Here is a 24294-nt window from a genome sequence, read left to right on the forward strand (position 1 = left end):
CCTCCCATGCGCCGAGCAAAAATCGTCTGCACTCTGGGACCGGCCACCGACTCGTACGAGCAGATCAAAGCACTCGTCGACAGCGGAATGGACATCGCCCGCCTCAACCTCAGCCACGGCACCCACGCCGAACACGAAGAACGCTGCCGCCGCGTCCGCGAGGCCGCCGAGAACGCCGGGCGCAGCGTCGGTGTGCTCGCCGACCTTCAAGGCCCGAAGATCCGCCTGGGCCGATTCCGTGAAGGCCCCGTACTACTCGAACGCGGCGACGACTTCACCATCACCGTCGAGGAGACCGAGGGCGACCACACCCACTGCGGCACCACCTATCCGGGCCTCGCCCACGACGTCAGCCCCGGCGAACGCATCCTCGTCGACGACGGCCGCGTGGCTCTCCACGTCACCGCCGTCGAGGGCCCCCGCGTCCGCACCACCGTCCTCGAGGGCGGCTATGTCTCCGACCACAAGGGCCTCAACCTCCCCGGCGTCGCCGTCTCCGTCCCCGCGCTCTCCGGCAAGGACGTGGAGGACCTCCGCTGGGCGCTCCGCCTCGGGGCCGACGTCATCGCCCTGTCCTTCGTCCGCAGCGCGGGCGACATCCGCGACGTCCACCGCGTGATGCGCGAGGAGGGCGTCCACCGTCCCGTCATCGCCAAGATCGAGAAGCCCCAGGCCGTCGACAACCTGCACGAGATCGTCCACGCCTTCGACGGCCTGATGGTCGCCCGCGGCGACCTCGGCGTCGAGATGCCGCTGGAGAACGTCCCCGTCGTCCAGAAGCGTGCCGTCCAGCTCGCCAAGCGCAACGCCAAGCCGGTGATCGTCGCCACCCAGATGCTGGAGTCGATGATCGACCACTCCCGCCCCACCCGCGCCGAGGCGTCCGACGTCGCCAACGCCGTCATGGACGGCGCCGACGCCGTCATGCTCTCCGGCGAGACCAGCGTCGGGAAGCACCCGCTGGCGACCGTCCGCACGATGAGCCGCATCGTCGCCGCGGCCGAGGAGGAGATGCTCGCCAAGGGCCTGCCCCCGCTCAGCCCCACCACCAAGCCGCGCACCCAGGGCGGTGCCGTCGCCCGTGCCGCCGCCGACATGGGCGACTTCCTCGGCGCCAAGTACCTCGTCGCCTTCACGCAGAGCGGCGACACCGCCCGCCGCCTCTCCCGCTACCGCTCGCCCATCCCGCTGCTCGCCTTCACCCCGGACCCCGTCACCCGCGCCCAGCTCTGCCTGACCTGGGGGGTGGAGACGTTCCTCGGGCCGACCGTGCAGACCACCGACGAGATGGTCGACCAGGTCGACGAACACCTGCTCAAGGTCGGCCGCTGCGGACGCGGGGACATGGTCGTCATCACGGCCGGCTCGCCGCCCGGCATGCCCGGCACCTCCAACCTCGTGCGCGTGCACCACATCGGCGAGGAGGACGCCCCCCGCCCCCACCACACCCACCGCTGACCGGCCGGGCGGCGCGCCGGAAGGCGGCACCGCGACGTGCGCGCCCCCGCCGCCGGGTGCCGCTGCGGCGGCCGGGGCTCCCCTGTGCGGCGGTACGGTGTGGCGGTGGCCGGGTGACAGCGTGCGCTCATCCATGAGCACATCGTGCGCCTGTTCGAATCGGCTGGACCAGCGCGGCGGGTCGAATTCGCCCGTATGGCCTACGCTGGTGATCTGTGCTGGGCGCTGAGTGCTGGGTGCCGGGTGTGGGACTCGAACCCACAAGCCTTTTCAGGCAAAAGTGTTTGAGACTTTCGCGTTTGCCGATTTCGCCAACCCGGCCGGCCGAGAGCCACTGGCAGTGTACCGGGTCGTCCGGGCGCTCGGCGGCCGGTTAGGCTCATGGGGCCCCACCTGCTGAAAGCGAGGAGCACAGTGAGCGCCGCTGACGCCCCCGAGACCCCCACGCCGGCCGACACCGCCGAGGGCTCCGACGCCCATGTGCCGCCGTTGACCACCCGCGTGGTGATCGCGGAGGACGAGGCCCTCATCCGCATGGACCTCAAGGAGATGCTGGAGGAGGAGGGCTACACCGTCGTCGGCGAGGCCGGTGACGGACAGGCCGCGGTGGAACTGGCCCGCGAACACCGGCCCGACCTGGTGATCCTGGACGTGAAGATGCCGGTGATGGACGGCATCTCGGCGGCCGAGAAGATCGCGGGGGAGAGCATCGCGCCGGTCCTCATGCTGACCGCGTTCTCCCAGCGGGAGCTGGTCGAGCGGGCGCGGGACGCCGGGGCGATGGCGTATCTGGTCAAGCCGTTCAGCAAGAGCGACGTGGTCCCGGCCATCGAGATGGCCGTCTCCCGGTTCGCGCAGCTCAAGCAGCTGGAGCGGGAGGTCGGCGACCTCACGCAGCGGCTGGAGACGCGCAAGCTCGTCGACCGGGCGAAGTCGCTGCTGCAGACGGAGTACGGGCTCAGCGAGCCCGCGGCGTTCCGGTGGATCCAGAAGACCTCGATGGACCGGCGGCTGTCGATGCGGCAGGTGGCGGAGGCCGTGATCGAGGACGCCGAGGAGAAGAAGCAGCAGAAGAACCAGGGCTGAGCGCCCGGCCGGCCCGGCGGTGCCCCGGGTGCGAAGCCGCACGGCTTCGCACCCGGGGCACCGCCATGTCCGGCTTCAAAGGATCTTCGCCGTTTCGTTCGGTGAGCGGTAAGGACCGTCCTGTTTCCGGCGCGTGGCACAGGTCACAGGGGGATCACATCTGTGCCGCGTGTCTGTCTGCGTCGGCCGCGTGCGGCATAGATTCCGAGGCCAACCGCACGTTCGTGCGGCTCGCGGCGCCGGCGGTCCGTCCGGCGGCCGTCTCGTTCCGAGCCGGATCGACCGATCAAGGGGTGTCCTCGGTGCTCAACAAGAATCTCGTGAAGGTGGTCGTTCCGCTCGCCGTCGGCGCGCTGGCCCTCACCGGCTGCGGCGGGGAGAGCGGCGGCGGTGGCGACACCGTCCGGATCGCCTTCCAGGGGCCGCTCTCGGGGGACAACGTCCAGCTCGGGCAGAACATGGAGAACGGCGTCAAGCTGGCGATCGACCAGGCGAACGCGTCGGGCGAGTACGACTTCGAGATCGAGTACTTCCCGACGGACGACCAGGGCCAGCCGGACAAGGCGACCGCCGCGGCGCAGAAGGCGATCAGCGAGAACGTCATAGCCGTCGTCGGCCCGGCGTTCTCGGGGCCCGCCGACACGGCGGCCGAGTACTACGCGGAGGCGGGGATCGCGGCGGTGTCGCCGTCGGCGACGCGTCCCGACCTGACGACGAAGGGGTACGGGTCCTTCCTGCGGGCCGTGCCGAACGACTCCGCGCAGGGCGCGGGCATGGCGCGGTACTTCGCCGAGAGCACGGACGCGGAGAAGATCGTCGTGGTGGACGACACCACGGACTACGGCGTGGGCCTCGCGGACGTGGCGGAGGCGTCGCTGAAGGAGGCGGGGCTCGACGTGGTGCGGCAGAGCGTGCCGCAGAAGACCCCGGACTACAGCGCGGCTGCCAAGAACGTGGTGGGCGCGAACGCCGACGGGCTGATCTACGCGGGTTACTACGAGGACGCGGGCCCCTTCGCGACGAAGCTGGCGGAGGAGGACTTCGAGGGCATCGCCATCTCGGGCGACGGCACGAAGGACGCGCAGTTCGTGGAGCTGGCGGGGAGCGCCGCGAACGGCTGGCTGCTGACGTGCCCGTGCACGGACCCGACGCGCGAGGAAGCGACGAAGAAGTTCGCCGAGGACTACGAGGCGGAGTTCAACCAGATCCCGGGCACGTACTCGGCGGAGTCGTTCGACGTCGCCAACATGATCATCGAGCAGGTGGCCGCGACGGGCGGCGTCGACTCCGACAGCGGGAAGCTGCTGGAGGCGCTGCGGGGCGTGGAGCACAAGGGGCTGACGAAGACCTTCTCGTTCGACGACAAGGGCGAGTTCACCAACCAGTCGATCTACCTGTACGAGGTGAAGGACGGGGCGATCGAGTACTCGGGGAGCATCGAGGAACTGACCCAGCAGTGACCGCGGGCCGGGGCGCGTCGCCCCGGCCCTCCGGCCGGCCGGTTGCCGGCCGCCGGCCGGAGGGGTGCGTGGCGCACCGCGCCGGCCGGTGTTCCCGGGGACGAAGTGCCGCGCCCCGCCGTCCGGTCCTCGCTTTCCAAGGTCGTCGCTTTCTAAGGAAGTCAGTTCGATGTCCCTCAACGAGTTCTGGGACTTCCTGGTCCTGGGGGTGGTGCTCGGCTGTCTGTACGCCGTCATCGCCATCGGTTACACGCTGGTGTACGGGGTGCTCCAGCTCCTGAACTTCGCGCACAGCGAGGTCTTCATGTTCGGCGGCTTCGGCGGCCTGCTGGCGCTCACGGCCTGGGCGCCGGTGGCCGAGCCGTCCGGGTTGCAGTCGGTGGTGTACGTCGTGGTCGGGATGCTGGCCGGCGCGGCGTTCGGCGGCGCGGTGGCGTTCGGCCTGGAGAAGGTGGCGTACCGGCCGCTGCGGCGGCGGCACGCGCCGCGTCTGGTGTTCCTGATCACGGCGATCGGCGCGTCGTTCTTCCTGTACAACCTCGCGGGCAAGGTCTTCGGGCGCAACTCGCTGGCGATGCCGGACATGTACGAGAACGACACGGTCTTCACGCTGCTCGGTGCCGATCTCAACGTGACGCAGGTGCTGATCGTGGTCTCGGCCGTGGCGATGATGATCGGCCTGGACTACGTGGTGAACCGGACGAAGCTGGGGTCGGGCATCCGCGCGGTGGCGCAGGACCCGGAGGTGGCCTCGCTGATGGGCGTGAACATCGACAAGGTGGTGTCGCGGACGTTCGTGATCGGCGGACTGCTGGGCGGCGCGGCCGGATTCCTGTTCGGGGTGAACAACAAGGTCGTGTACACGATGGGTTTCCTGCCCGGGATCACCGCGTTCGCCGCGGCGGTGCTGGGCGGCATCGGGAACGTGCGGGGCGCGATGCTCGGCGGGATGGTGCTGGGCGTCGTGGAGACGCTGACGGTGTTCGTCTGGGGCGAGCAGTGGCGTTACGTGGCGGGCTTCGCGGTGCTGGTGCTGGTGTTGATGGTGCGGCCGACCGGCCTGCTGGGTGAGCGTCTGGGGAGGACCGCGTGAGTACGGATGCGGTGGTGCGGGCCCGGGTCGCGGAGCGGCTGCGGAGGCAGGCGTGGTACCAGCGGCCCAGGTGGCGCAGGCTGGCGGCGCTGCTGGCGCTTGCGGTGCTGATGACGCTGGTGACGGGTGTGCAGGGCACGCACCGGAACCTGATGTACGCCATGCGGGAGGACTTCACCTCGGCCCTGTTCCTGGTGTGGCTCGGTCTGGCACTGCTCGTCTGGGCGGGCCGGGAGTTCCTGACGCCGCAGCTCGTGGGAGCGGTGGCGGCGTCCCGGGCGGTGGCGCGGGGCCCGGTGGCCTCGGTGCGCGGAGCCTGGCGGGACGACCGGCGGGTGCGCTGGGGCGTGCTGGCGGGGGCGGCGGCGCTGGTCGTCTTCGTGCCGTCGGTGCTCGACCGGTACTGGCAGACGGTGCTCGTGGACCAGATCGCGATCTACGTGCTGGTGGCGATCGGGCTGAACGTCGTCATCGGCTGGGCGGGCATGCTGGACCTCGGGTTCATCGCCTTCTTCGCCATCGGCGCCTACAGCGCGGCCTACTGGACCGGCGCGCTGCCGGTGGCACCGCCGGTGGTGCTGAACAACTTCGCGGTGCTGCCGATCGCGGTGGTGACGTGCCTGGTGGCGGGCGTGCTGCTGGGTGCCCCGACGCTCCGGCTGCGCGGCGACTACCTGGCGATCGTCACGCTCGGCTTCCACGAGATCGTGTACCTGACGGCGAAGAACCTCGGTGACGTCACCGGGGGCACCGGCGGCGTGAAGGTGGAGCGCTTCGCGCTGGACCTCGGCTTCTGGAGCTACGAGTGGGGTGTGGTGGACCAACTGCCCTACTACTACCTGCTGCTGGTGTTCATCGCGCTGGTGCTGTTCCTGTTCGTGCGGCTGGAGCACTCGAAGGTCGGCCGGGCGTGGACGGCGATCCGGGAGGACGAGGTGGCCGCGGCGGCGACGGGCGTGGACACGGTGCGCTACAAGCTGCTGGCGTTCGCGATCGGCGCGTCGACGTCGGGCGTGGCGGGCGTGGCCTACGCGAGCAAGGTCGGCTACATCAACTCGGAGAACTTCGTCATCCTGCTGTCGGTGCTGGTGCTGGCGTACGTGATCTTCGGCGGCATGGGCTCGCTGGCGGGCGTGCTGTTCGGCGCGGCGTTCCTGGTCTGGCTGCCGGAGGCGCTGCGGACGGTGGTCGATCCCAAGGACCGCTACATGTACCTGGGCGCGCTGCTGGTCGTCATGATGATCTACCGCCCGCAGGGCGTGATCCCGTCCCGGCGGCGCCGGCGCGAGTTGAAGATGGCGGAGTCGGGCGAGGTGGAGGCCGACGCGATGTCGGCTCCGGCGGGAGGCAGGCTGTCATGACGGCACGGGTGGGCAAGGAGGGCACGGTGGCGGACCGGCCGGCGCCGCAGGCCGGCGACCTCGTGCTGGAGACGGCGGGGGTCACGCTGCGGTTCGGTGGCGTGACCAGCCTGGACGGCGTCGAACTCACCATGCGGCGCGGCGAGGTCCTCGCGGTCATCGGCCCCAACGGCGCGGGCAAGACGTCGCTGTTCAACTCGCTGACCGGGGCGTACGTGCCCCAGGAGGGCCGGATCACCTTCCGCCCGGGGACGGGCGGCGAGCACGAGCTGCGCGGCCGCAAGCCGCACCTGGTGAACCGGCTCGGCCTGGCGCGGACGTTCCAGAACATCCGGCTCTTCGGGGCGCTCACGGCGCTGGAGAACGTCAAGATCGCGGCGGAGACGCGGCTGAGGGCGGACCCGGTCTCGGTGATGCTGGGGCTGCCGAACGCCCGGCGGGCGGAGCGGCGCAGCGACCAGCGGGCCCACGAGGTGCTGGACTTCGTCGGACTGGCGGGGAAGCTGAACGAGCTGGCCGGGTCGCTCAGCTACGGCGACCAGCGGCGGCTGGAGATCGCGCGGGCGCTGGCCACCGATCCGCAGGTGCTGCTGCTGGACGAGCCGGCGGCGGGCACGAACCCCACGGAGAAGCTGGAACTGGAGGAGCTGATCCGGCGCATCAACCGCGAACTGGGGATCAGCGTGCTGCTGATCGAACACGACATGCGGCTGGTGATGTCGGTGGCGGACCGGGTGATGGTGCTGAACTTCGGCCGGAAGATCGCCGAGGGCACGCCGTCGCAGGTCCAGCGGGACCCGGCGGTGGTGGCCGCGTACCTCGGCTCGGCGGACGACGCGCCCGAGGCGTCCGGCGCCTCCGGGGCGTCCCCGCCCTCCGGGACGCCGGACGGCGCCGCGGACGGCGGCGGCGGGGCGCGGGACCAGGCGGACGGCGGGGCGCACGGCGGCACGCACACGGGCGCGGAGGAGCGGGAATGAGCGGTGTCACGGAGCTGACGGAGGAACCGGCCCGCCCGGCGCCCGGCGGTACGCCGGTGCTGGAACTGCGGGGCCTGCGGGTCTTCTACGGCGCGATCGAGGCCCTCAGGGGCATCGACCTCACGGTGCACGAGGGCGAGGTCGTGGCCCTGCTGGGCGCGAACGGCGCGGGCAAGTCGACGACGCTGCGGGCGGCCTCGGGGATGCTCGCGCCGCGCTCGGGCGAGGTGCGGCTGCGCGGCGAGCGGATCGACGGCATCGCCCCGCACGACCTGGTGCACTTCGGCATCGGCCACGTGCCGGAGGGCCGCCGGGTGTTCCCCCGCATGACGGTGCGCGAGAACCTGGAGATGGGCGCCTACCGGTTCCGCTCGCCGGACCGGGCCGACCTGGACCGCGTCTTCACGCTGTTCCCCCGGCTGAAGGAGCGGACGTCGCAGCTGGGCGGCACCCTGTCGGGCGGCGAGCAGCAGATGCTGGCGATCGGCCGGGCCCTGATGGGCCGGCCGGAGCTGCTGCTGCTGGACGAGCCGTCGATGGGGCTGGCGCCGCTGATCGTGCAGCAGATCTTCGACATCCTGCGGGAGGTCAACGAGCAGGGCACGACGGTGCTGCTGGTAGAGCAGAACGCCGCGCAGGCGCTCCAGCTCGCCGACCGCGGCTACGTCCTGGAGACGGGGGCGGTGACGATGTCGGACGCGGCGCCGGCGCTGCTGGCCGACCCCCGGGTGCGCGAGGCGTACCTGGGCGAGGGCGCCGCGGGCTGACGCCGGGCCGGGCGCGTCGGGACGGCCCCGTCCCGCGGCGCCCGGCCCGCCGTCGGCGGGCCGGGCGCCGGCGGTCAGGCGTCGCGCAGCAGGCAGGTGAGGCGGGCCGTGCACACCCGGCGGTCCTGCTCGTCGGTGACGGCGATCTCGTAGGTGGCGGTGGTGCGCCCCCGGTGGACGGGGGTGGCGGTGCCGGTGACGTGGCCGGAGCGCAGGCCGCGGTGGTGGGTGCAGTTGAGGTCCACTCCGACGGCCACCTTGCCCGGCCCGCCGTGCAGCATGGCGCCGACCGAGCCGAGCGTCTCGGCCAGCACGGCGGAGGCACCGCCGTGCAGCAGCCCGTAGGGCTGGGTGTTGCCCTCCACCGGCAGGGTCCCGACGACGCGTTCGGGCGCGGCCTCGACGATGTGCAGCCCCATGCGGTCGCCGAGGTGACCGGCGGAGAAGAGGGACGGCAGGTCGACGCCGAGCCCGCTCCACTGGTCGAGCACGGCCTGCGGGAAGCGGGTGGGGGCGGTCTCTCCCATGGGGGCGGCTCCGATCGTGGTGCGAAGGGGCCGGTGCGGCCCGTGCCTGGCGGTGGCTCGTTCCTATCAGACGCCCGGCGGCCGCTCAGGCGGGGGTGAGGCGGATCACCACGGACTTGCTGGCCGGGGTGTTGCTGGTCTCGGCGGTGGCGTCCAGGGGCACCAGCACGTTCGTCTCCGGGAAGTACGCCGCCGCGCAGCCGCGGGCGGTCGGGTAGTGGACGACGCGGAAGCCGGGGGCGGTGCGCTCGGTGCCGTCGTGCCACTCGCTGGTGAGGTCGGCGCGGCTGCCGTCGGGCAGGCCCAGCTCCCGGGCGTCCTCGGGGTGGACCAGCACGACGCGCCGCCCGCCGCGGATGCCCCGGTAGCGGTCGTCGAGACCGTAGACGGTGGTGTTGTACTGGTCGTGGGAGCGCAGCGTCTGGAGCAGCAGCCGCCCCTCGGGCAGGTGCGGGTGGTGCACGGGCGCCGCGGTGAAGCGGGCCTTGCCGGTCGCGGTGGGGAAGCGGCGCTCGTCGCGCGGGGGGTGCGGCAGGACGAAGCCGCCGGGCCGCGCGACGCGGGCCCCGAAGTCCTCGAAGCCGGGTATGACGCGGGCGATGCGGTCGCGCACGGTGCCGTAGTCGGCCTCGAACTCCTCCCACGGGGTGCGGCTGGCCGCCCCGAGGACGCGGCGGGCCAGCCGGGCGACGATGGCCGGTTCGGACAGCAGCGCGGGGCTCGCCGGGGCCAGCCGCCCGCGGGAGGCGTGCACCACGCCCATCGAGTCCTCGACGGTGACGAACTGCTCCCCGCCCGCCCGCACGTCCCGCTCGGTGCGGCCGAGGGTGGGCAGGATCAGCGCCCGCGCCCCGGTGACGACGTGGGAGCGGTTGAGCTTGGTGGAGACGTGCACGGTCAGCCGGGCGCGGCGCATCGCGTCCTCGGTGACGTGGGTGTCGGGGGAGGCGGCGACGAAGTTCCCGCCGAGCGCGAAGAAGACGTGGGCGCGGCCGTCCCGCAGCGCCCGGATGGCCTCCACCGTGTCCAGGCCGTGGGCGCGGGGCGGGGCGAAGCCGAACTCGTGCTGGAGCGCGTCGAGGAAGGCGGGGGCGGGCCGCTCGACGATGCCCATGGTGCGGTCGCCCTGCACGTTGCTGTGGCCGCGCACCGGGCACACCCCCGCCCCCGGGCGGCCGACGGCGCCGCGCAGCAGCAGCAGGTTCACGACCTCGCGGATCGTGGCCACCGCGTGCCGGTGCTGGGTGAGCCCCATGGCCCAGCACACGACCGTGCGGCGGGAGTCCAGCACCATGCGCGCCGCGCGCTCGACGTCCGCACGCGCGAGCCCCGTGGCGCGCAGCGTCTCCTCCCAGGTGGCCTCGCGTGCGGCGGCGGCGAAGGCGTCGTAGCCGTCGGTGTGGGCGGCGACGAACTCCTCGTCCACGCCGCCGGCCTCGATCACGAGCCTGCCGAGCATCCGGAACAGGGCCTGGTCGCCGCCGATGCGGATCTGGAGGAAGAGGTCGGTGAGCGGGGTCCCGGCCCCGGCCAGGCCCCGGAGGGTCTGCGGGTTCCTGAACCGCTCGGTGCCGGCTTCGGGCAGCGGGTTGACGGTGACGATCCTCGCCCCGCCGCGCTTGGCCCGCTCCAGGGCACTGAGCATGCGCGGGTGGTTGGTGCCCGGGTTCTGGCCGGCGACGATGACCAGGTCCGCCTGGTGCAGGTCCGCCAGCGAGACGCTGCCCTTGCCGACGCCGAGGGTCTCGGTGAGCGCGGCGCCGGAGGACTCGTGGCACATGTTGCTGCAGTCGGGCAGGTTGTTCGTCCCGAACTCGCGGGCGAACAGCTGGTAGAGGAACGCCGCCTCGTTGCTGGTGCGCCCCGAGGTGTAGAAGACGGCCTCGTCGGGGGAGGCCAGGCCGTGCAGTTCCCGCGCGACGATGTCGAAGGCCCGCTCCCAGCTGACGGGCTCGTAGCGGTCCGCGCCCTCGGCCAGGTACACGGGGTGGGTGAGGCGGCCCTGCTTCCCGAGCCAGTAGCCGGAGCGCCCGGCGAGGTCGCCGACCGGGTGCCGGGCGAAGAAGGCGGGGGTGACGCGGGCGCGGGTGGCCTCCTCGGCGACGGCCTTCACGCCGTTCTCGCAGAACTCGGCCGCGTGCCGCCGCTCCGGTTCGGGCCAGGCGCAGCCGGGGCAGTCGAAGCCGTCCTCCTGGTTGACGCGGGCCAGCGTGAGCGCGGTGCGCCGCACGCCCATCTCCCGGTGCGCGGCCCGCAGGGCGTGCCCGACGGCGGGCAGCCCGGCGGCGGCGCGCTGCGGCGGGCCCACCCGGGGAGCGTCCTGGGCGGGCTCGTCCGGGGAGGACGGGGGCGGGGTGCGCGTCATGCCGCGCATCCTCCCACGCGGCCGCCCGCGGGCGGCAGGGTGCGGCCGGGCGGGCAGCGCGGAACCCGGGGGCGCCTGTCGGCGGAGGCGTTGTCAGCGCTCCGTGGCAGGATCGGGTCCGTGGCAAAGACAGCATCGCAACAGACAGCACAGGAGCCGGGGGCCGGGCAGCCGCGCCGCCTGCTCCTGATGGACGGGCACTCGCTGGCGTACCGGGCGTTCTTCGCGCTGCCCGAGGAGAACTTCTCCACCACCACGGGCCAGACGACGAACGCCGTGTACGGCTTCGTGTCGATGCTGTCCAACACCCTGCGTGACGAGGCGCCCACGCACTTCGCCGTCGCCTTCGACGTCTCCCGCAAGACGTGGCGGTCAAAGGAGTTCACCGAGTACAAGGCCAACCGCTCCAAGACGCCGGACGGCTTCAAGGGGCAGGTGGAGCTGATCGGCGAGCTGCTGGACGCGATGCGCGTCAAGCGCTTCGCCGTCGAGGGCTTCGAAGCGGACGACGTCATCGCCACCCTCGCCTCCCAGGCCGAGGCCGACGGCTTCGAGGTCTCCATCGTCACCGGTGACCGGGACGCCTTCCAGCTCGTCAGCGACCGGGTCACCGTGCTGTACCCCACCAAGGGCGTCTCGGAGCTGACACGGTTCACCCCGGACAAGGTCCGCGAGAAGTACGGTCTGGAGCCTGCCCAGTACCCGGATTTCGCCGCCCTGCGCGGGGACCCTTCCGACAACCTCCCGGGCATCCCCGGCGTGGGCGAGAAGACGGCGACGAAGTGGATCAGCCAGTTCGGCTCGTTCGACGAGCTGGTGGCGCGGGCGGGTGAGATCAAGACGAAGGCCGGGCAGAACCTCCGCGATCACCTGGAGTCCGTCAAGCTCAACCGCCGGCTCACCGAGATGGTCCGCGACGTGGAGCTGCCCTGCGGTCCGGCGGAGCTGGAGCGCGCCGCCTACGACCGCGAGGCGCTGACGGCCGCGCTGGACGTCCTGGAGATCCGCAACCCCAACTTCCGCGAGCGCCTGTTCGCCGCCGACCCGGGGGCCGGGGAGAGCCAGGAGGCCGAGCCCGCGGCCGGTGTCGAACTGGACGGCACGGTGCTGGGCACCGGCGAGCTGGCCCCCTGGCTGGCCGAGCACGCGGAGCAGCCGCTGGGTCTGGCCACGGTGGACGACTGGCGGCTGGGCGCGGGCCAGGTCACCGAGGTCGCCCTGGCCGCCGCCTCCGGGCCCGCCGCCTGGTTCGACCCGGCCCGCCTGGACGAGGGAGACGAGCGCGCGTTCGCCGCCTGGCTCGCCGACGCCACCCGCCCCAAGGCCGTCCACAACGCCCGCGCCACGCAGCGGGTGTTCGCCGAGCACGGCTGGTACGTCGCGGGCATCGCCACGGACACCGCGCTGGCCGCCTACCTCGTGCAGCCGGGGCGGCGCAGCTTCGCGCTGGATGCCCTCAGCGTGCAGTTCCTCGGCCGGGAGCTGCCGCGGCCCGCGGAGGGCGCCGGCGGACAGCTCGCGCTGGGCGTGGACGAGGCCGCCGAGGCCGACGCCCTGATGGGCCAGGCCCGCACCGTGCTGGACCTGGGGGAGGCGTTCACCGAACGGCTCGCCGAGGTGGGCGCGGCCGGGCTGCTCACCGACATGGAACTGCCCGTCTCCGCGCTGCTGGCCCGCATGGAGCGAGCCGGGATCGCCGCCGACCGGCCCTGGCTCACCCAGCTGGAGCAGCAGTTCGCCGACGCCGCGCAGCACGCGGTGCGCGAGGCCCACGCGGCCGTGGGGCACGAGTTCAACCTCGGTTCGCCCAAGCAGCTCCAGGAGGTCCTCTTCGGCGAGCTGGGCCTGCCGAAGACGAAGAAGACGAAGACGGGCTACACCACCGACGCCGACGCGCTCGCCTGGCTCGCCGCGCAGACGGAACACGAGCTGCCGGTCCTGATGCTGCGCTACCGCGAGCAGTCCAAGCTGCGCGCCACCGTCGAGGGGCTGATCAAGACGATCGGTGCCGACGGCCGCATCCACACCACCTTCAGCCAGACCGTCGCCTCCACCGGGCGGCTGTCCTCCACGGACCCCAATCTGCAGAACGTGCCGGTGCGCACCGACGAGGGCCGCGCCATCCGCCGGGCGTTCGTCGTCGGCGAGGGTTACGAGACGCTGATGACGGCGGACTACAGCCAGATCGAGCTGCGCGTCATGGCGCACCTCTCCGACGACGACGGCCTCATCGAGGCGTTCACCTCCGGCGAGGATCTGCACACCACCGTCGCCTCGCAGGTGTTCCGCGTCCCGAAGGGGGACGTGGACGCGGAGATGCGCCGCAAGACCAAGGCCATGTCCTACGGGCTCGCCTACGGCCTGTCCGCGTTCGGCCTCTCCCAGCAGCTCGGCATCAGCCCGGACGAGGCACGCGGGCTGATGGACACCTTCTTCGAACGCTTCGGCGGTGTGCGGGAGTACCTGCGCCGGGCCGTGGAGGAGGCGCGGGCCGTCGGCTACACGCAGACGATGCTCGGCCGCCGCCGCTATCTGCCCGACCTCAACTCCAGCAACCGGCAGCGCCGCGAGATGGCGGAACGTATGGCGCTCAACGCCCCCATCCAGGGCACCGCGGCGGACATCGTCAAGATCGCCATGCTGCGGGTGGACGCCGTCCTGCGCGAACAGGACCTCACCTCGCGCATGCTGCTCCAGGTGCACGACGAGATCGTGCTGGAGATCGCCCCGGGGGAGCGCGAGCGGGTCGAGGAACTGGTGCGCCGTGAGATGGCGGCGGCGGTGGAGCTGCGCGCCCCGCTGGACGTCTCCGTGGGCGTGGGCTCCGACTGGGAGTCGGCCGCCCACTGACTCCCGCCCGCCGCACCCCCCGCGCCCTGCCGTGCCGTCCGGAGCGCCGCCCGGACGGCACGGCAGGGCGCCGGTTGCTCGCGGGCTGCGTTCGCGGCCGCCGGAGTTCGTGGGGAACGCACGATTCCGGAGGTACGCGTGACCTGGAGCCGCAGCGTGTCGTATCGTCTCGAACGCTGCTGTCGGCAGGGGTGAGACGGGCGCGAGGGCGCGCAGGACCAGGGAGGGGCGGCCGGATGACGGGTCGGACAGGTGGCAGGCTCCGCAGGGGCGTGACGAGCACGGCCGTCGCGGCGGCTGCCATGGTGGCTCTCACGGCGTCGCAGGCGCCCGGCATCACCCTGATGCAGCCCGGCGTCGCCCCGCAGGACCCGGGTTCGGGGGCCGACGACGTCCCGCTCGACGACTCCTACCACACCGAACTGCCCCCGCTCCAAGTTCCCGGCCTGCCCGGACAGTCGCACGACCTCGGCGGCGGTCCCACGGTCACCGGCGACGCAGAGGGCGGCATCCCCGCCACCGTCCTGGCCGCCTACCAGAACGCCGAGAGCGCGCTGCGGAGCGAGCAGCCGGGGTGCAACCTGCCGTGGCAACTGCTCGCCGCCATCGGCAAGGTGGAGTCCGGGCACGCGCGCGGCGGTGCGGTGGACGCCGGCGGCACCACGACGGCCCCGATCCTCGGCCCCGTGCTCGACGGCAACGGCTTCGCCCGCATCAACGACACCGACGCCGGTGCGTACGACGGGGACGCCACGTTCGACCGGGCCGTGGGCCCCATGCAGTTCATCCCCTCCACCTGGGCGGCCTGGGGAGCCGACGGCAACGGCGACGGCGCCGACGACCCGAACAACATCTACGACGCGGCTCTGGCCGCGGGCCGTTACCTGTGCGCGAACGGGCGGGACCTGTCCGACGCGGCCGACCTGGAACGGGCCGTCCTCAGCTACAACCAGTCCCGTGAGTACCTGAACACCGTCCTGTCCTGGCTGGAGTTCTACCGCAAGGGCGTGCACGAGGTGCCCGACGGCAGCGGTCCGCTGCCCGAGTCGCCGGGTGCGGGCAACGAGGACCGCCCCGCGGAGCGCCCGGTGTCGCCGAAGCCCGCGCAGAAGCCCGCGCCCGCACCGGCGCCGGAGACGAAGCCCAAGCCGAAGCCGAAGCCCTCTCCGGACGGCACCCCCGGCCAGGGGGACGGCGGCACGGGCGACGGTGGTGGGAAGGACGACGGCGGCACGGGCGACGGCGGCCAGCAGCCGGGCGGTCCCCTCCCGCCGTGGACGGACCTCCCCGGTGACGGCGACCCGGGTGAGGAGCCGAAGGACCCGGACGAGCCGGGCGACCCGGGTGACCCCGGTGAGGAGCCGGACGAGCCGGGCGACCCGGGTGACCCGGGTGAGGAGCCGGACGAGCCGGGTGACCCGGGCGAGGAGCCGGGCGACCCGGGTGACCCGGACGAGGAACCGGGCGACCCGGGCGGCCCCGGCGAGGAGCCGGACGACCCGGACGAGCCGAAGGACCCGGGCGAGCCGGGCGAGGAGGAGCCGGGCGAGCCGGGCGAGTGCCCGACGGAGCCCGCCGACCCCGACGCGCCCGCCACCCCCGGCGCGTCCGAGCCGGGCACCGCGTCCCCCGCACCGGCGCAGCCCGCCGCCGAGGAGGAGCCGGAGCCGGGCCTGACCGCCGGAGCCGGTGACGCGGGTGACGCGGGTGAGGGCACCCAGGACGAGGACGCCGACGAGCCGGGCCAGGGGCCCGACGAGCCCTGCGGCGACCCGGACGGCGACGCCGAGGACGAGGGCGCGCCCGGGCCCGGCAGTGACGCGGAGTCCGGCGAGCCCGCGGCCGGGGCGTCCCCGGCGCCCGCCTCCACGCCGCCCGCCCGCCTCGACTGAGCCGTCCCGCCGCTGAGCGGCGCGGGCCGCCCCGCCCGGCCGCTCAGCGGCGCCGGTTGGTGCGGCGGGTGGGCTGTGCCGTCGCCGGGTCCTCGGGCCAGGGGTGGCGCGGGTAGCGGCCCCGCAGCTCGGCGCGCACCGCCCGGTAGCCGTCGGCCCAGAACGAGGCCAGGTCGGCGGTGACGGCGACGGGGCGCCCGGCGGGGGAGAGCAGGTGCACCAGCAGCGGCACCCGCCCGTCCGCCAGCCGTGGTGCGCGGGCCCAGCCGAACAGCTCCTGCACCCTGACGGCCAGCACGGGCTGCTCCGCGCTGTAGTCCACCCGGACGCGGGACCCGGAGGGCACCTCGACGCGCTCGGGCGCCAGCTCCTCCAGCCGGGCCGCCTCGCCGCCCGCCCAGGGCAGCAGTCCGCGCAGCAGCGCGAGCGTGTCGACGTCGCCGGGCCGGGCGCCGGTCAGCCAGGTGTCGGCGCGGGCCAGCAGCGCGGCGTCCCCGACGTCCGGCCACGGCTCGCCCAGCTCCCGGTGCAGGAAGGCCACGCGCCGGCGCAGTGACACCGCGCCGGGGGACCAGCGCAGCAGACCGAGCCCCTGCGTACGCAGGACGTCCAGCAGCGCGGCCCGCACCCGCGCGGGGTCCGGGTCGGCGACCTGGCGGGCGTCCAGTTCCACCGCCCCCAGCCGGGTGACGCGGCGGGCCGTCACCCGGCGCCGCGCCGGGTCCCAGGCCACCTCCTCGTCCTCCCGGTACAGCGCGGCGGCGGCCTGCCTGGCCGTCTCCGCGTCCACGGGCGCCACCAGGCGGGCCCGCGCGGTGGCCGCCCCGGCGGGCCGGTCGGCCACCGCCACGGCGAGCCACGGCGACCCGGCCGCCGTCGCCGGGACCTCGGCGCGGGTGCCGGAGGCCATCAGGTACGTGCCGCCGCCCTGCCGGGCCGCCACCCGCTCCGGATGGGCCAGCGCCACCACGAGGCCGGCCACCTCCTGCGGGCCGGCCTCCTGCGGCCCGCCGTCCTTCCCGGACCCGGGGACGGCGCGGCACAGCCGCTCGGTCTCGCGCCGCCAGCGTCCCGCGTAGGGGGAGTGGCGCTCACGCCGCACCGCGCGCAGGACACCGGCCACGTCCGCGCCCAGCTCCCTGGGCGGTTCCTCGCTGAGCAGCGCCACCACCTCGGCCGCGGCCCGGGCGCCGACCAGGCGCGCGCCGTCCAGCAGCGCGCGGGCCAGCCGCGGGTGCAGCCCGAGCCGGGCCATGGCGGTGCCGCGCGCGGTGGCCCGTCCGGCCGCGTCCACCGCGCCGATCGCGGTCAGCACCTCGCGGGCCGCGGCCATCGCCCCGGCGGGCGGCGGGTCGAGCAGCGCGAGCCCGGCCGCCTCCGGATCGCCCCAGCAGGCCGCCTGGAGGGCGAAGGCGCCCAGGTCGGCGACGGCGATCTCCGGAGTGGGGAAGCGGGGCCGCCGGGCGTCCTGCGCCTCGGCCCAGCACCGGTACACCGTGCCCGGGGCCTCGCGGCCCGCCCGGCCCGCGCGCTGCCGCGCCGCCGCCCGGGACGCGTACACGGTGGTGAGCGCGCTCAGGCCGCGCGCGTGGTCGGTGCGCGGCTCACGGGCCAGCCCGCAGTCCACCACCGTCCGCACGCCCGGCACGGTCAGGCTCGACTCGGCGACCGCCGTGGCCAGGACGACGCGCCGCCGCTCGCCCGGGGTGAACACGGCGTCCTGCGCCCGCGCCCCGGCCCGTCCGTGCACCTGGAGCACGTCCGCGTCCACTTCGCCCAGCAGGCCGGCGACCGCCGCGATCTCCCCGACGCCCGGAAGGAAGCACAGCACGTCTCCGCCCCGCTCGGCGAGCGCGCGCCGCACGGTCGCGGCGACGTGCGCGAGCAGCGCCCGGTCCACCCGCGTGCCGTGCGGCGGCGGGACGGGCACGGGCGGCGGCGCCCACACCACCTCCACCGGGTGGCTCACGCCCTCGGCCTCCACCACGGAGGCGTCCAGCAGCCGCGCCCAGCCCGCCGCGTCCGTCGTCGCCGAGGCCGCCACCAGGTGCAGTCCGGGGCGCAGGGTCGCGCGCACGTCCAGCAGGAACGCGGCGGCGGTGTCGGCGTCCAGGTGCCGTTCGTGGCACTCGTCGAGGATGACCACGTCCACCCCGGGCAGTTCCGGGTCGCGTTGCAGCCGTTGCAGCAGCACGCCGGTGGTGACGACCTCCACCACGGTCTGCCGGCCGACGCGCCGCTCACCGCGCACGGTGTACCCGACGCGGTGGCCCGGTTCCTCCGCCGCTCCGCCGGTCCCCTCGCCCAGCAGCCACGCCATCCGCCGGGCGGCGGCGCGGGCGGCGATGCGCCGGGGTTCGGCGACCAGCACCCGGCGCGGCCGGTCCTCTCGCGGGGCGCCGCCGCGCGGCCGGGATTCCGCGGCCGGGGCCCCGGGCACGAGCCCGGCCAGGACGAGCGGCACCAGCGTCGTCTTGCCCGTGCCGGGCGGGGCGCACAGCACCGCCGTGCCCGCGGTGTCGAGCGCGGCGCGCAGGGCGGGCAGGGCGCTGCGGACGGGCAGCCGGTCCAGGGCTTCGGTGCGGGGGTTCGGGGCGGTCACCGGGCCATCCTCGCAAGTCCCGGCCGCCGCCCCGCAGCCCGTGCCCCCGCAGCCGGTGCCCCCGCAGTCCGAGCCGGCGCCGTCACCTCCGGCCGGCCGGGCTCCTCAGCCGTCCCGCTCGCAGACGAAGACCGCGGTGCCGGGGATGAGGTGTCCGCGCAGCGGGGACCAGCCGCCCCACTCCTGCCGGTTCCACTCCGGCCATTCCGGCTCGACGAGGTCCACCAGGCGCAGTCCGGCGGCGACGACGTCCCTGACCCGGTCCCCGAGCGTGCGGTGGTGCTCCACGTAGACGGCCCGCCCGGCGGCGTCCTGCTCGACGTAGGGGGTGCGGTCGAAGTACGAGGCAGAGACGGTCAGCCCCTCGGGCCCCGGCTCGTCGGGGAGTGCCCAGCGCAGGGGGTGGGTCACGCTGAAGACCCACCGCCCGCCGGGCCGCAGCACGCGCCGCACCTCGCGGAAGACGCGCACGGGGTCGGCGACGAAGGGCACGGCGCCGTAGGCGGAGCAGGCCAGGTCGAAGGCGCCGTCGGGGAAGGGCAGCGCGCCCGCGTCGGCCTCGACCAGGCCGATGCCGTCCGTGCCGATGCGCAGGGCGTGCTGGAGCTGGCGGTGGGAGACGTCCAGGGCGACCGGACGCGCGCCGCGTGCGGCCAGCCACCGCGAGCACTGGGCGGCCCCGGCGCCGATCTCCAGCACCCGGCGGCCCGCCAGCAGCGCCGGGTCGCCCAGCAGCCGGGCGTCCGCCTCGTCCAGGCCCTCCGGGCCCCACACGAAGCGGGCGTCGCCGAGGAAGCCGCCGTGGTCGCGCTGGTAGGCGTCGGCGTTGCGGTCCCACCACAGCCGGCTGGCCCTGCTGCTCTCGGCGTCTCCCGCCGTCCGGCGCACGGCGTCGGCCTCGGGGCCGGCCTCGTCCCCGTCCCCGGGCGCGGCGGTGGTGTCCCTGTCGGTGCTCACGGACGTGCGGAACCCCTTCACGTTTCGTCGGACGCCCGCGGCGGTAGGCTGCGGGCAACCTTGTGGCTGCGTCGTGCGGCGAGCACAGTGCCTGACGGTCAGCGGGTGGCTGCGCCACGCCGGACGGGGGGCTTTTGGCCCCATCCGTCCCGCGTGTCGCATACGCGCATTGACCATGCCCGTCCGCGCCCGTATGCTACAAGTTGCGCTGCGGGCCTGCGCGCCTCAGACGGAGCAGGTCGCGCTCGCATCGGTTGTATGTCCCCTCGGTTGTCGAGGTGTCTTCGCTTTACGGCAAAGCGCCTCTCAGGCTGTCCGGCTTCGGCGGTGCGATACGGGCTCACGGCGTAGCAGTACCTACGACTTCTTGTCCGTACCGGAGCCCTTTACCACATGACGAGCAGCACCGAGACCACCGTGACCACCCCGCAGGTTGCGGTCAACGACATCGGTTCCGAGGAAGCCTTCCTCGCCGCGATCGACGAGACGATCAAGTACTTCAACGACGGCGACATCGTCGACGGCGTCATCGTGAAGGTCGACCGGGACGAGGTCCTGCTCGACATCGGTTACAAGACCGAGGGCGTCATCCCTTCCCGTGAGCTGTCGATCAAGCACGACGTCGACCCCAACGAGGTCGTGGCCGTCGGCGACGAGATCGAGGCCCTTGTCCTCCAGAAGGAGGACAAGGAAGGCCGCCTCATCCTGTCCAAGAAGCGCGCTCAGTACGAGCGGGCCTGGGGCACGATCGAGAAGATCAAGGAAGAAGACGGCATCGTCACCGGTACCGTCATCGAGGTCGTCAAGGGTGGTCTCATCCTCGACATCGGCCTCCGCGGCTTCCTCCCCGCGTCCCTGGTCGAGATGCGCCGTGTCCGCGACCTCCAGCCGTACGTCGGCAAGGAGCTCGAAGCCAAGATCATCGAGCTGGACAAGAACCGCAACAACGTGGTCCTGTCCCGCCGTGCCTGGCTGGAGCAGACGCAGAGCGAGGTCCGCCAGACCTTCCTCACCACCCTCCAGAAGGGTCAGGTGCGCTCCGGCGTCGTCTCCTCCATCGTCAACTTCGGCGCCTTCGTCGACCTGGGCGGCGTGGACGGTCTGGTCCACGTCTCCGAGCTGTCCTGGAAGCACATCGACCACCCCTCCGAGGTCGTCGAGGTCGGCCAGGAGGTCACGGTCGAGGTCCTGGACGTCGACATGGACCGCGAGCGCGTCTCCCTCTCGCTCAAGGCGACGCAGGAAGACCCGTGGCAGCAGTTCGCCCGCACGCACCAGATCGGCCAGGTCGTGCCCGGCAAGGTCACCAAGCTGGTGCCGTTCGGTGCGTTCGTCCGCGTCGACGAGGGTATCGAGGGCCTGGTGCACATCTCCGAGCTGGCCGAGCGCCACGTGGAGATCCCGGAGCAGGTCGTCCAGGTCAACGACGAGATCTTCGTCAAGGTCATCGACATCGACCTGGAGCGCCGCCGCATCAGCCTCTCGCTGAAGCAGGCCAACGAGTCCTTCGGCGGCGACCCGATGGCGGTCGAGTTCGACCCGACGCTCTACGGCATGGCCGCGTCCTACGACGACCAGGGCAACTACATCTACCCCGAGGGCTTCGACCCGGAGGCCAACGACTGGCTGCCCGGGTACGAGAAGCAGCGCGAGGAGTGGGAGCGCCAGTACGCCGAGGCGCAGACGCGCTTCGAGCAGCACCAGGCGCAGGTCGTCAAGTCCCGCGAGGCCGACGCCCAGGCGGAGGCCGAGGGTGCCAGCGGCGCCGGTGCCGCCCCCAGCGGCGGCCAGGGCGGCGGTGGCGGCGGAGGCAGCTCCTACTCGTCGGACTCCGGCGAGGACTCGGGTGCGCTGGCCTCCGACGAGGCGCTCGCCGCGCTCCGCGAGAAGCTGGCCGGCGGCCAGAGCTGAGCCCGCACCGCTAGGGCGGTAGCAGCAGCAGACGCAGGGCCCGTCCCCCGGGCAGGGGGGCGGGCCCTGCGGCGTCCGGCCGTCCGCCGCGGCCCGCCGGCGTCCGGGAGCGGCGGGCGGGAATGCACGGCCGCCGCACCGGCGTTGTCGCTGGTGCGAGAACGCGACAGGAGGGGCTGGAGAACGTGGTGAAGCCGCGCGAGCTGTACGAGTGGGATGTGAGCGGCCTGAGGGCGGTCGACGAGATCATCGACCGCGGCGTGGGCGGCGGTCTGGTGATGCTCTACTACTTCGAGGGGTTCATCGACGCGGGGGCCACCGGCGAGCAGATCGTCGACCACCTGCTGGAGGGCCGTCCCCACCAGACCGTCGCCCGGTTCGACGCCGACCGGCTGATCGACTACCGCGCGCGCCGCCCGATGATGACCTTCCGCCGCGACCGGTGGGCCGACTACGACACGCCCCGTCTGGAGCTCCGGCTGCTCCGCGACGCGACCGGCACCCCGTTCCTGGTGCTGTCCGGCCCGGAGCCGGACGTGCGCTGGGAGCTGTTCACCGCCGCCGTGCGGGAGATCGTGGAACGGCTCGGGGTCCGGCTCAGCGTCACCTTCCACGGCATCCCGATGGGGGTGCCGCACACCCGCCCCGTGGGCCTCACACCGCACGGGAACCGCACCGACCTGGTGCCCGGGCGGCCCAGCCTCTTCGACGAGGCCCAGGTTCCCGGCAGCGCCGCCGCCCTGCTGGAGCTGCGGCTCACCGAGGCCGGGCACGACGCGCTGGGCGTCGCCGCGCACGTCCCGCACTACGTCGCCCGCTCTCCGTACCCGGACGCCGCCCTCGTCGTCGTGGAGACGGTCACGGCCGCGACGGGGCTGGTGCTGCCCGCGGTGGCCCACACCCTGCGCGGCCAGGCCCACAAGGCGCAGAACGAGATCGAACGGCAGCTCTCGGACGGCGACGGGGAGCTGGGTGCCGTCGTGCGCGGCCTGGAGCAGCAGTACGACGCGATCGCCGGGGCCGCGACCCGCGGCAGCCTCGTCGCCGAACCGGCCGAACTGCCCTCCGCCGACGAACTGGGCGCGGTCTTCGAACGGTTCCTGGCCGACCGCGAGCGCGAAGGCGGGGAGGGCGAGGGCTGAACCGGCCAGTGGCGAGGGCTGAACCGGCCAGTAGGGTGGCGGCCATGCTGACAGTGGGACTGACCGGCGGCATCGGCGCGGGCAAGAGCGAGGTCGCCCGCCTGCTCGCCTCCTACGGTGCCGTGCTCATCGACGCCGACCGCATCGCCCGCGAGGTCGTGGAACCCGGCACCGCGGGCCACGCCGCCGTCGTCGCCGAGTTCGGGGAGGGCGTCCTCGGGCCCGACGGCGCCATCGACCGGCCCGGCCTCGCCCGTGTCGTCTTCGCCGACCCCGAGCGCCTCGCCGCGCTGAACGCCATCGTCCACCCGCTCGTGCGCGCCCGCTCCGCCGAGCTCCAGGAGGCGGCGGGCGAGCACGCCGTCGTCGTCCACGACGTCCCGCTGCTCGTGGAGAACGGGCTCGCCCCGCTCTACGACGTCGTGGTGGTCGTGGACGCCGCGCCGGCGACGCAGCTCGGGCGCCTGACCGAGCTGCGCGGCATGGCGCGGGACGAGGCCCGCTCCCGCATGGCCGCCCAGGCCGGGCGGGCCGAGCGGCTGGCCGTCGCGGACCACGTCATCGACAACGACGGCCCCCTCGACGCGCTCGCGCCGCAGGTGCGCGCCCTGTGGGAGGAGCTGCGCGGGCGTGCCTGAGCCCGGGGGCGGGAATGCTCCGCCATACGCGGCCGTTGTCCCGGCCGGAGGAGGCGCCCTATGTCCCGCACGCCCGAGACGCACGTGATCGACTTCCGAGCGGCGGAGAAGCTGCTGGAGGCCAAGGACCCGCGCGGCGCGGTCAAGCTCCTTGACCCGCTGATCACCGCCCACCCGGAGAACACCGCGGCACGCCTGCTGCGGGCCCGCGCGTTCTACCACTCCGCGCAGCTCCGCTCCGCCGAGCTGGAGTTCCAGCTCGTCCTGGAGCGGGAGCCGGACAACGCCTTCGTCCACTTCGCGCTGGCCCGCACCCTGGAGCGTTCGGGCCGCACCGGTGAGGCCCGCCGCCACTTCCGGCTCGCCGCCGCCCTCGACCCGCGTCCGGAGTACATCGAAGCGGCCCGCTTCGACGAGGGCTGACACCCCTGCCCGCCGGGCGCGGGGGCGCGGCTAAGCTGTGCCCCCGTGACCCGCCGTGCCCGCACCGCCGCCCTGCTCGCCGCCACGGCGTTCCTCGCCGCCGCCTGCACCGTCGAGGAGGTGCCCGAGGCGGGCGCCCCGCCCCCCGCCACCGGCGGCCCGGCGCTCGCCGCCCTGGCCGACCTCCCGGTGAAGGGGCGCGCCCCGAAGACGGGCTACGACCGCCGCAAGTTCGGCAGCCCCTGGGCGGACACCGACGGCAACGACTGCGGCACCCGCGACGACGTCCTCGCCCGGGACCTGGACGACGTCACCGTGGAGCCGGACGCCTGCACCGTCACCTCCGGCACCCTGACGACGGACCCGTACACGGGGCGGACCCTCACCTTCGAGCGCGGACGCAGCACGATCGACATCGACCACGTCGTCGCCCTCTCCGACGCGTGGCAGAAGGGCGCCCACACCTGGGACCCGGCCAAGCGCATAGCCTTCGCCAACGACCCCCTCAACCTCCTGGCGGTCGACGCCGGCGCGAACCGCCAGAAGGGCGACGCCGACGCCGCCACCTGGCTCCCGCCCCACACACCGCACCGCTGCGCCTACGCCGCCTCCCAGGTGGCCGTCAAGGAGAAGTACGGCCTGTGGGTGACCCGCGCGGAGAAGGACGCCCTCGCCCGCGTCCTCAACCCCTGCCCCGGCACGCCCCTGCCCGCCGGTGACGCCCCCACGAAGGCCCCGCCCGCGTTCAGCGCCCCGCGCTGAGGCCGGGGGAGCGGGCTAGA

Annotated in this window: 17 protein-coding genes, 1 tRNA gene and 1 pseudogene; 14 read left to right on the forward strand and 5 right to left on the reverse strand. The window is 73.8% G+C overall.

Translation table 11 applies throughout. From position 1 onward, the window contains the following. Positions 1–6 precede the first annotated feature (6 nt). On the forward strand, positions 7–1458 hold the full coding sequence (gene pyk, locus V1J52_RS20395; RefSeq protein ID WP_330141359.1) for a pyruvate kinase: 1452 nt from the start codon (positions 7–9) through the stop codon (positions 1456–1458). A gap of 237 nt (positions 1459–1695) precedes the next feature. On the opposite strand, the gene V1J52_RS20400 is transcribed toward pyk, so the two are convergent. Continuing rightward, positions 1696–1779 (reverse strand) — tRNA-Leu (locus tag V1J52_RS20400). A 93-nt stretch (positions 1780–1872) separates the two neighbouring features. Here V1J52_RS20400 and V1J52_RS20405 point away from each other — a divergent pair. From V1J52_RS20405 to V1J52_RS20430, 6 genes are all read left to right on the forward strand, one after another. Beyond that, entirely contained in the window at positions 1873–2544 is a 672-nt protein-coding gene (locus tag V1J52_RS20405; protein WP_330141360.1) for an ANTAR domain-containing response regulator, read from the forward strand. Positions 2545–2846: 302 nt separating this feature from the next. Further along, positions 2847–4004 (forward strand): branched-chain amino acid ABC transporter substrate-binding protein, encoded by a 1158-nt coding sequence (locus V1J52_RS20410; RefSeq protein WP_330141361.1) that lies wholly within the window; start codon positions 2847–2849, stop codon positions 4002–4004. Between the two features lie 169 nt (positions 4005–4173). Continuing rightward, positions 4174–5097, forward strand: coding sequence for a branched-chain amino acid ABC transporter permease (locus tag V1J52_RS20415; RefSeq protein ID WP_330141362.1), 924 nt, complete (start codon positions 4174–4176; stop codon positions 5095–5097). After that, positions 5094–6458, forward strand: coding sequence for a branched-chain amino acid ABC transporter permease (locus tag V1J52_RS20420; protein WP_330141363.1), 1365 nt, complete (start codon positions 5094–5096; stop codon positions 6456–6458). Before V1J52_RS20415 ends, V1J52_RS20420 begins: the two co-directional genes overlap by 4 nt. Further along, a complete protein-coding gene (locus V1J52_RS20425; protein ID WP_330141364.1) occupies positions 6455–7438 on the forward strand; it encodes an ABC transporter ATP-binding protein in 984 nt (327 codons plus the stop codon). The genes V1J52_RS20420 and V1J52_RS20425 overlap by 4 nt, the downstream gene beginning before the upstream one ends. After that, the gene (locus V1J52_RS20430) at positions 7435–8205 is read left to right on the forward strand and encodes an ABC transporter ATP-binding protein (RefSeq protein ID WP_330141365.1); all 771 of its coding nucleotides are present in this window, start codon (positions 7435–7437) and stop codon (positions 8203–8205) included. The genes V1J52_RS20425 and V1J52_RS20430 overlap by 4 nt, the downstream gene beginning before the upstream one ends. Positions 8206–8279: 74 nt before the next feature. On the opposite strand, the gene V1J52_RS20435 is transcribed toward V1J52_RS20430, so the two are convergent. Both V1J52_RS20435 and V1J52_RS20440 read right to left on the reverse strand, forming a co-directional pair. After that, on the reverse strand, positions 8280–8732 hold the full coding sequence (locus V1J52_RS20435) for a PaaI family thioesterase (RefSeq protein ID WP_330141366.1): 453 nt from the start codon (positions 8730–8732) through the stop codon (positions 8280–8282). Between the two features lie 85 nt (positions 8733–8817). Next, complete coding sequence (locus V1J52_RS20440) at positions 8818–11097, reverse strand: FdhF/YdeP family oxidoreductase (protein WP_330141367.1); 2280 nt, start codon at positions 11095–11097, stop codon at positions 8818–8820. Positions 11098–11217: 120 nt separating this feature from the next. Between V1J52_RS20440 and polA the strand changes: the two genes are divergently transcribed. Continuing rightward, positions 11218–13947: a DNA polymerase I gene (polA, locus tag V1J52_RS20445; RefSeq protein WP_330141368.1), complete on the forward strand. Its 2730-nt coding sequence runs from the start codon at positions 11218–11220 to the stop codon at positions 13945–13947. Between the two features lie 236 nt (positions 13948–14183). After that, a pseudogene (locus V1J52_RS20450) lies at positions 14184–15443 on the forward strand (lytic transglycosylase domain-containing protein); the annotation flags it as partial. A gap of 439 nt (positions 15444–15882) precedes the next feature. Here V1J52_RS20450 and hrpB read toward each other — a convergent pair. Beyond that, complete coding sequence (hrpB, locus tag V1J52_RS20455; RefSeq protein WP_330141370.1) at positions 15883–18441, reverse strand: ATP-dependent helicase HrpB; 2559 nt, start codon at positions 18439–18441, stop codon at positions 15883–15885. Positions 18442–18546: 105 nt separating this feature from the next. Then, positions 18547–19398, reverse strand: coding sequence for a class I SAM-dependent methyltransferase (locus V1J52_RS20460; protein WP_330141371.1), 852 nt, complete (start codon positions 19396–19398; stop codon positions 18547–18549). A gap of 393 nt (positions 19399–19791) precedes the next feature. Between V1J52_RS20460 and rpsA the strand changes: the two genes are divergently transcribed. From rpsA to V1J52_RS20485, 5 genes are all read left to right on the forward strand, one after another. Further along, positions 19792–21309 carry a 30S ribosomal protein S1 gene (gene rpsA, locus V1J52_RS20465; RefSeq protein ID WP_330141372.1) on the forward strand — a complete coding sequence of 506 codons (1518 nt, stop codon included), beginning with the start codon at positions 19792–19794 and terminating at the stop codon, positions 21307–21309. A gap of 185 nt (positions 21310–21494) precedes the next feature. Next, positions 21495–22451 carry a PAC2 family protein gene (locus V1J52_RS20470; RefSeq protein WP_330141373.1) on the forward strand — a complete coding sequence of 319 codons (957 nt, stop codon included), beginning with the start codon at positions 21495–21497 and terminating at the stop codon, positions 22449–22451. A gap of 44 nt (positions 22452–22495) precedes the next feature. Further along, positions 22496–23089, forward strand: coding sequence for a dephospho-CoA kinase (coaE, locus tag V1J52_RS20475; protein WP_330141374.1), 594 nt, complete (start codon positions 22496–22498; stop codon positions 23087–23089). Positions 23090–23149: 60 nt separating this feature from the next. Next, positions 23150–23512, forward strand: coding sequence for a tetratricopeptide repeat protein (locus V1J52_RS20480; protein ID WP_330141375.1), 363 nt, complete (start codon positions 23150–23152; stop codon positions 23510–23512). A gap of 45 nt (positions 23513–23557) precedes the next feature. After that, positions 23558–24274 carry an HNH endonuclease family protein gene (locus tag V1J52_RS20485; protein WP_443075880.1) on the forward strand — a complete coding sequence of 239 codons (717 nt, stop codon included), beginning with the start codon at positions 23558–23560 and terminating at the stop codon, positions 24272–24274. Positions 24275–24294 lie beyond the last annotated feature (20 nt).

It is taken from the genome of Streptomyces solitudinis, assembly GCF_036323765.1.
In the GTDB taxonomy this organism is placed as follows: Bacteria; Actinomycetota; Actinomycetes; order Streptomycetales; family Streptomycetaceae; genus Streptomyces.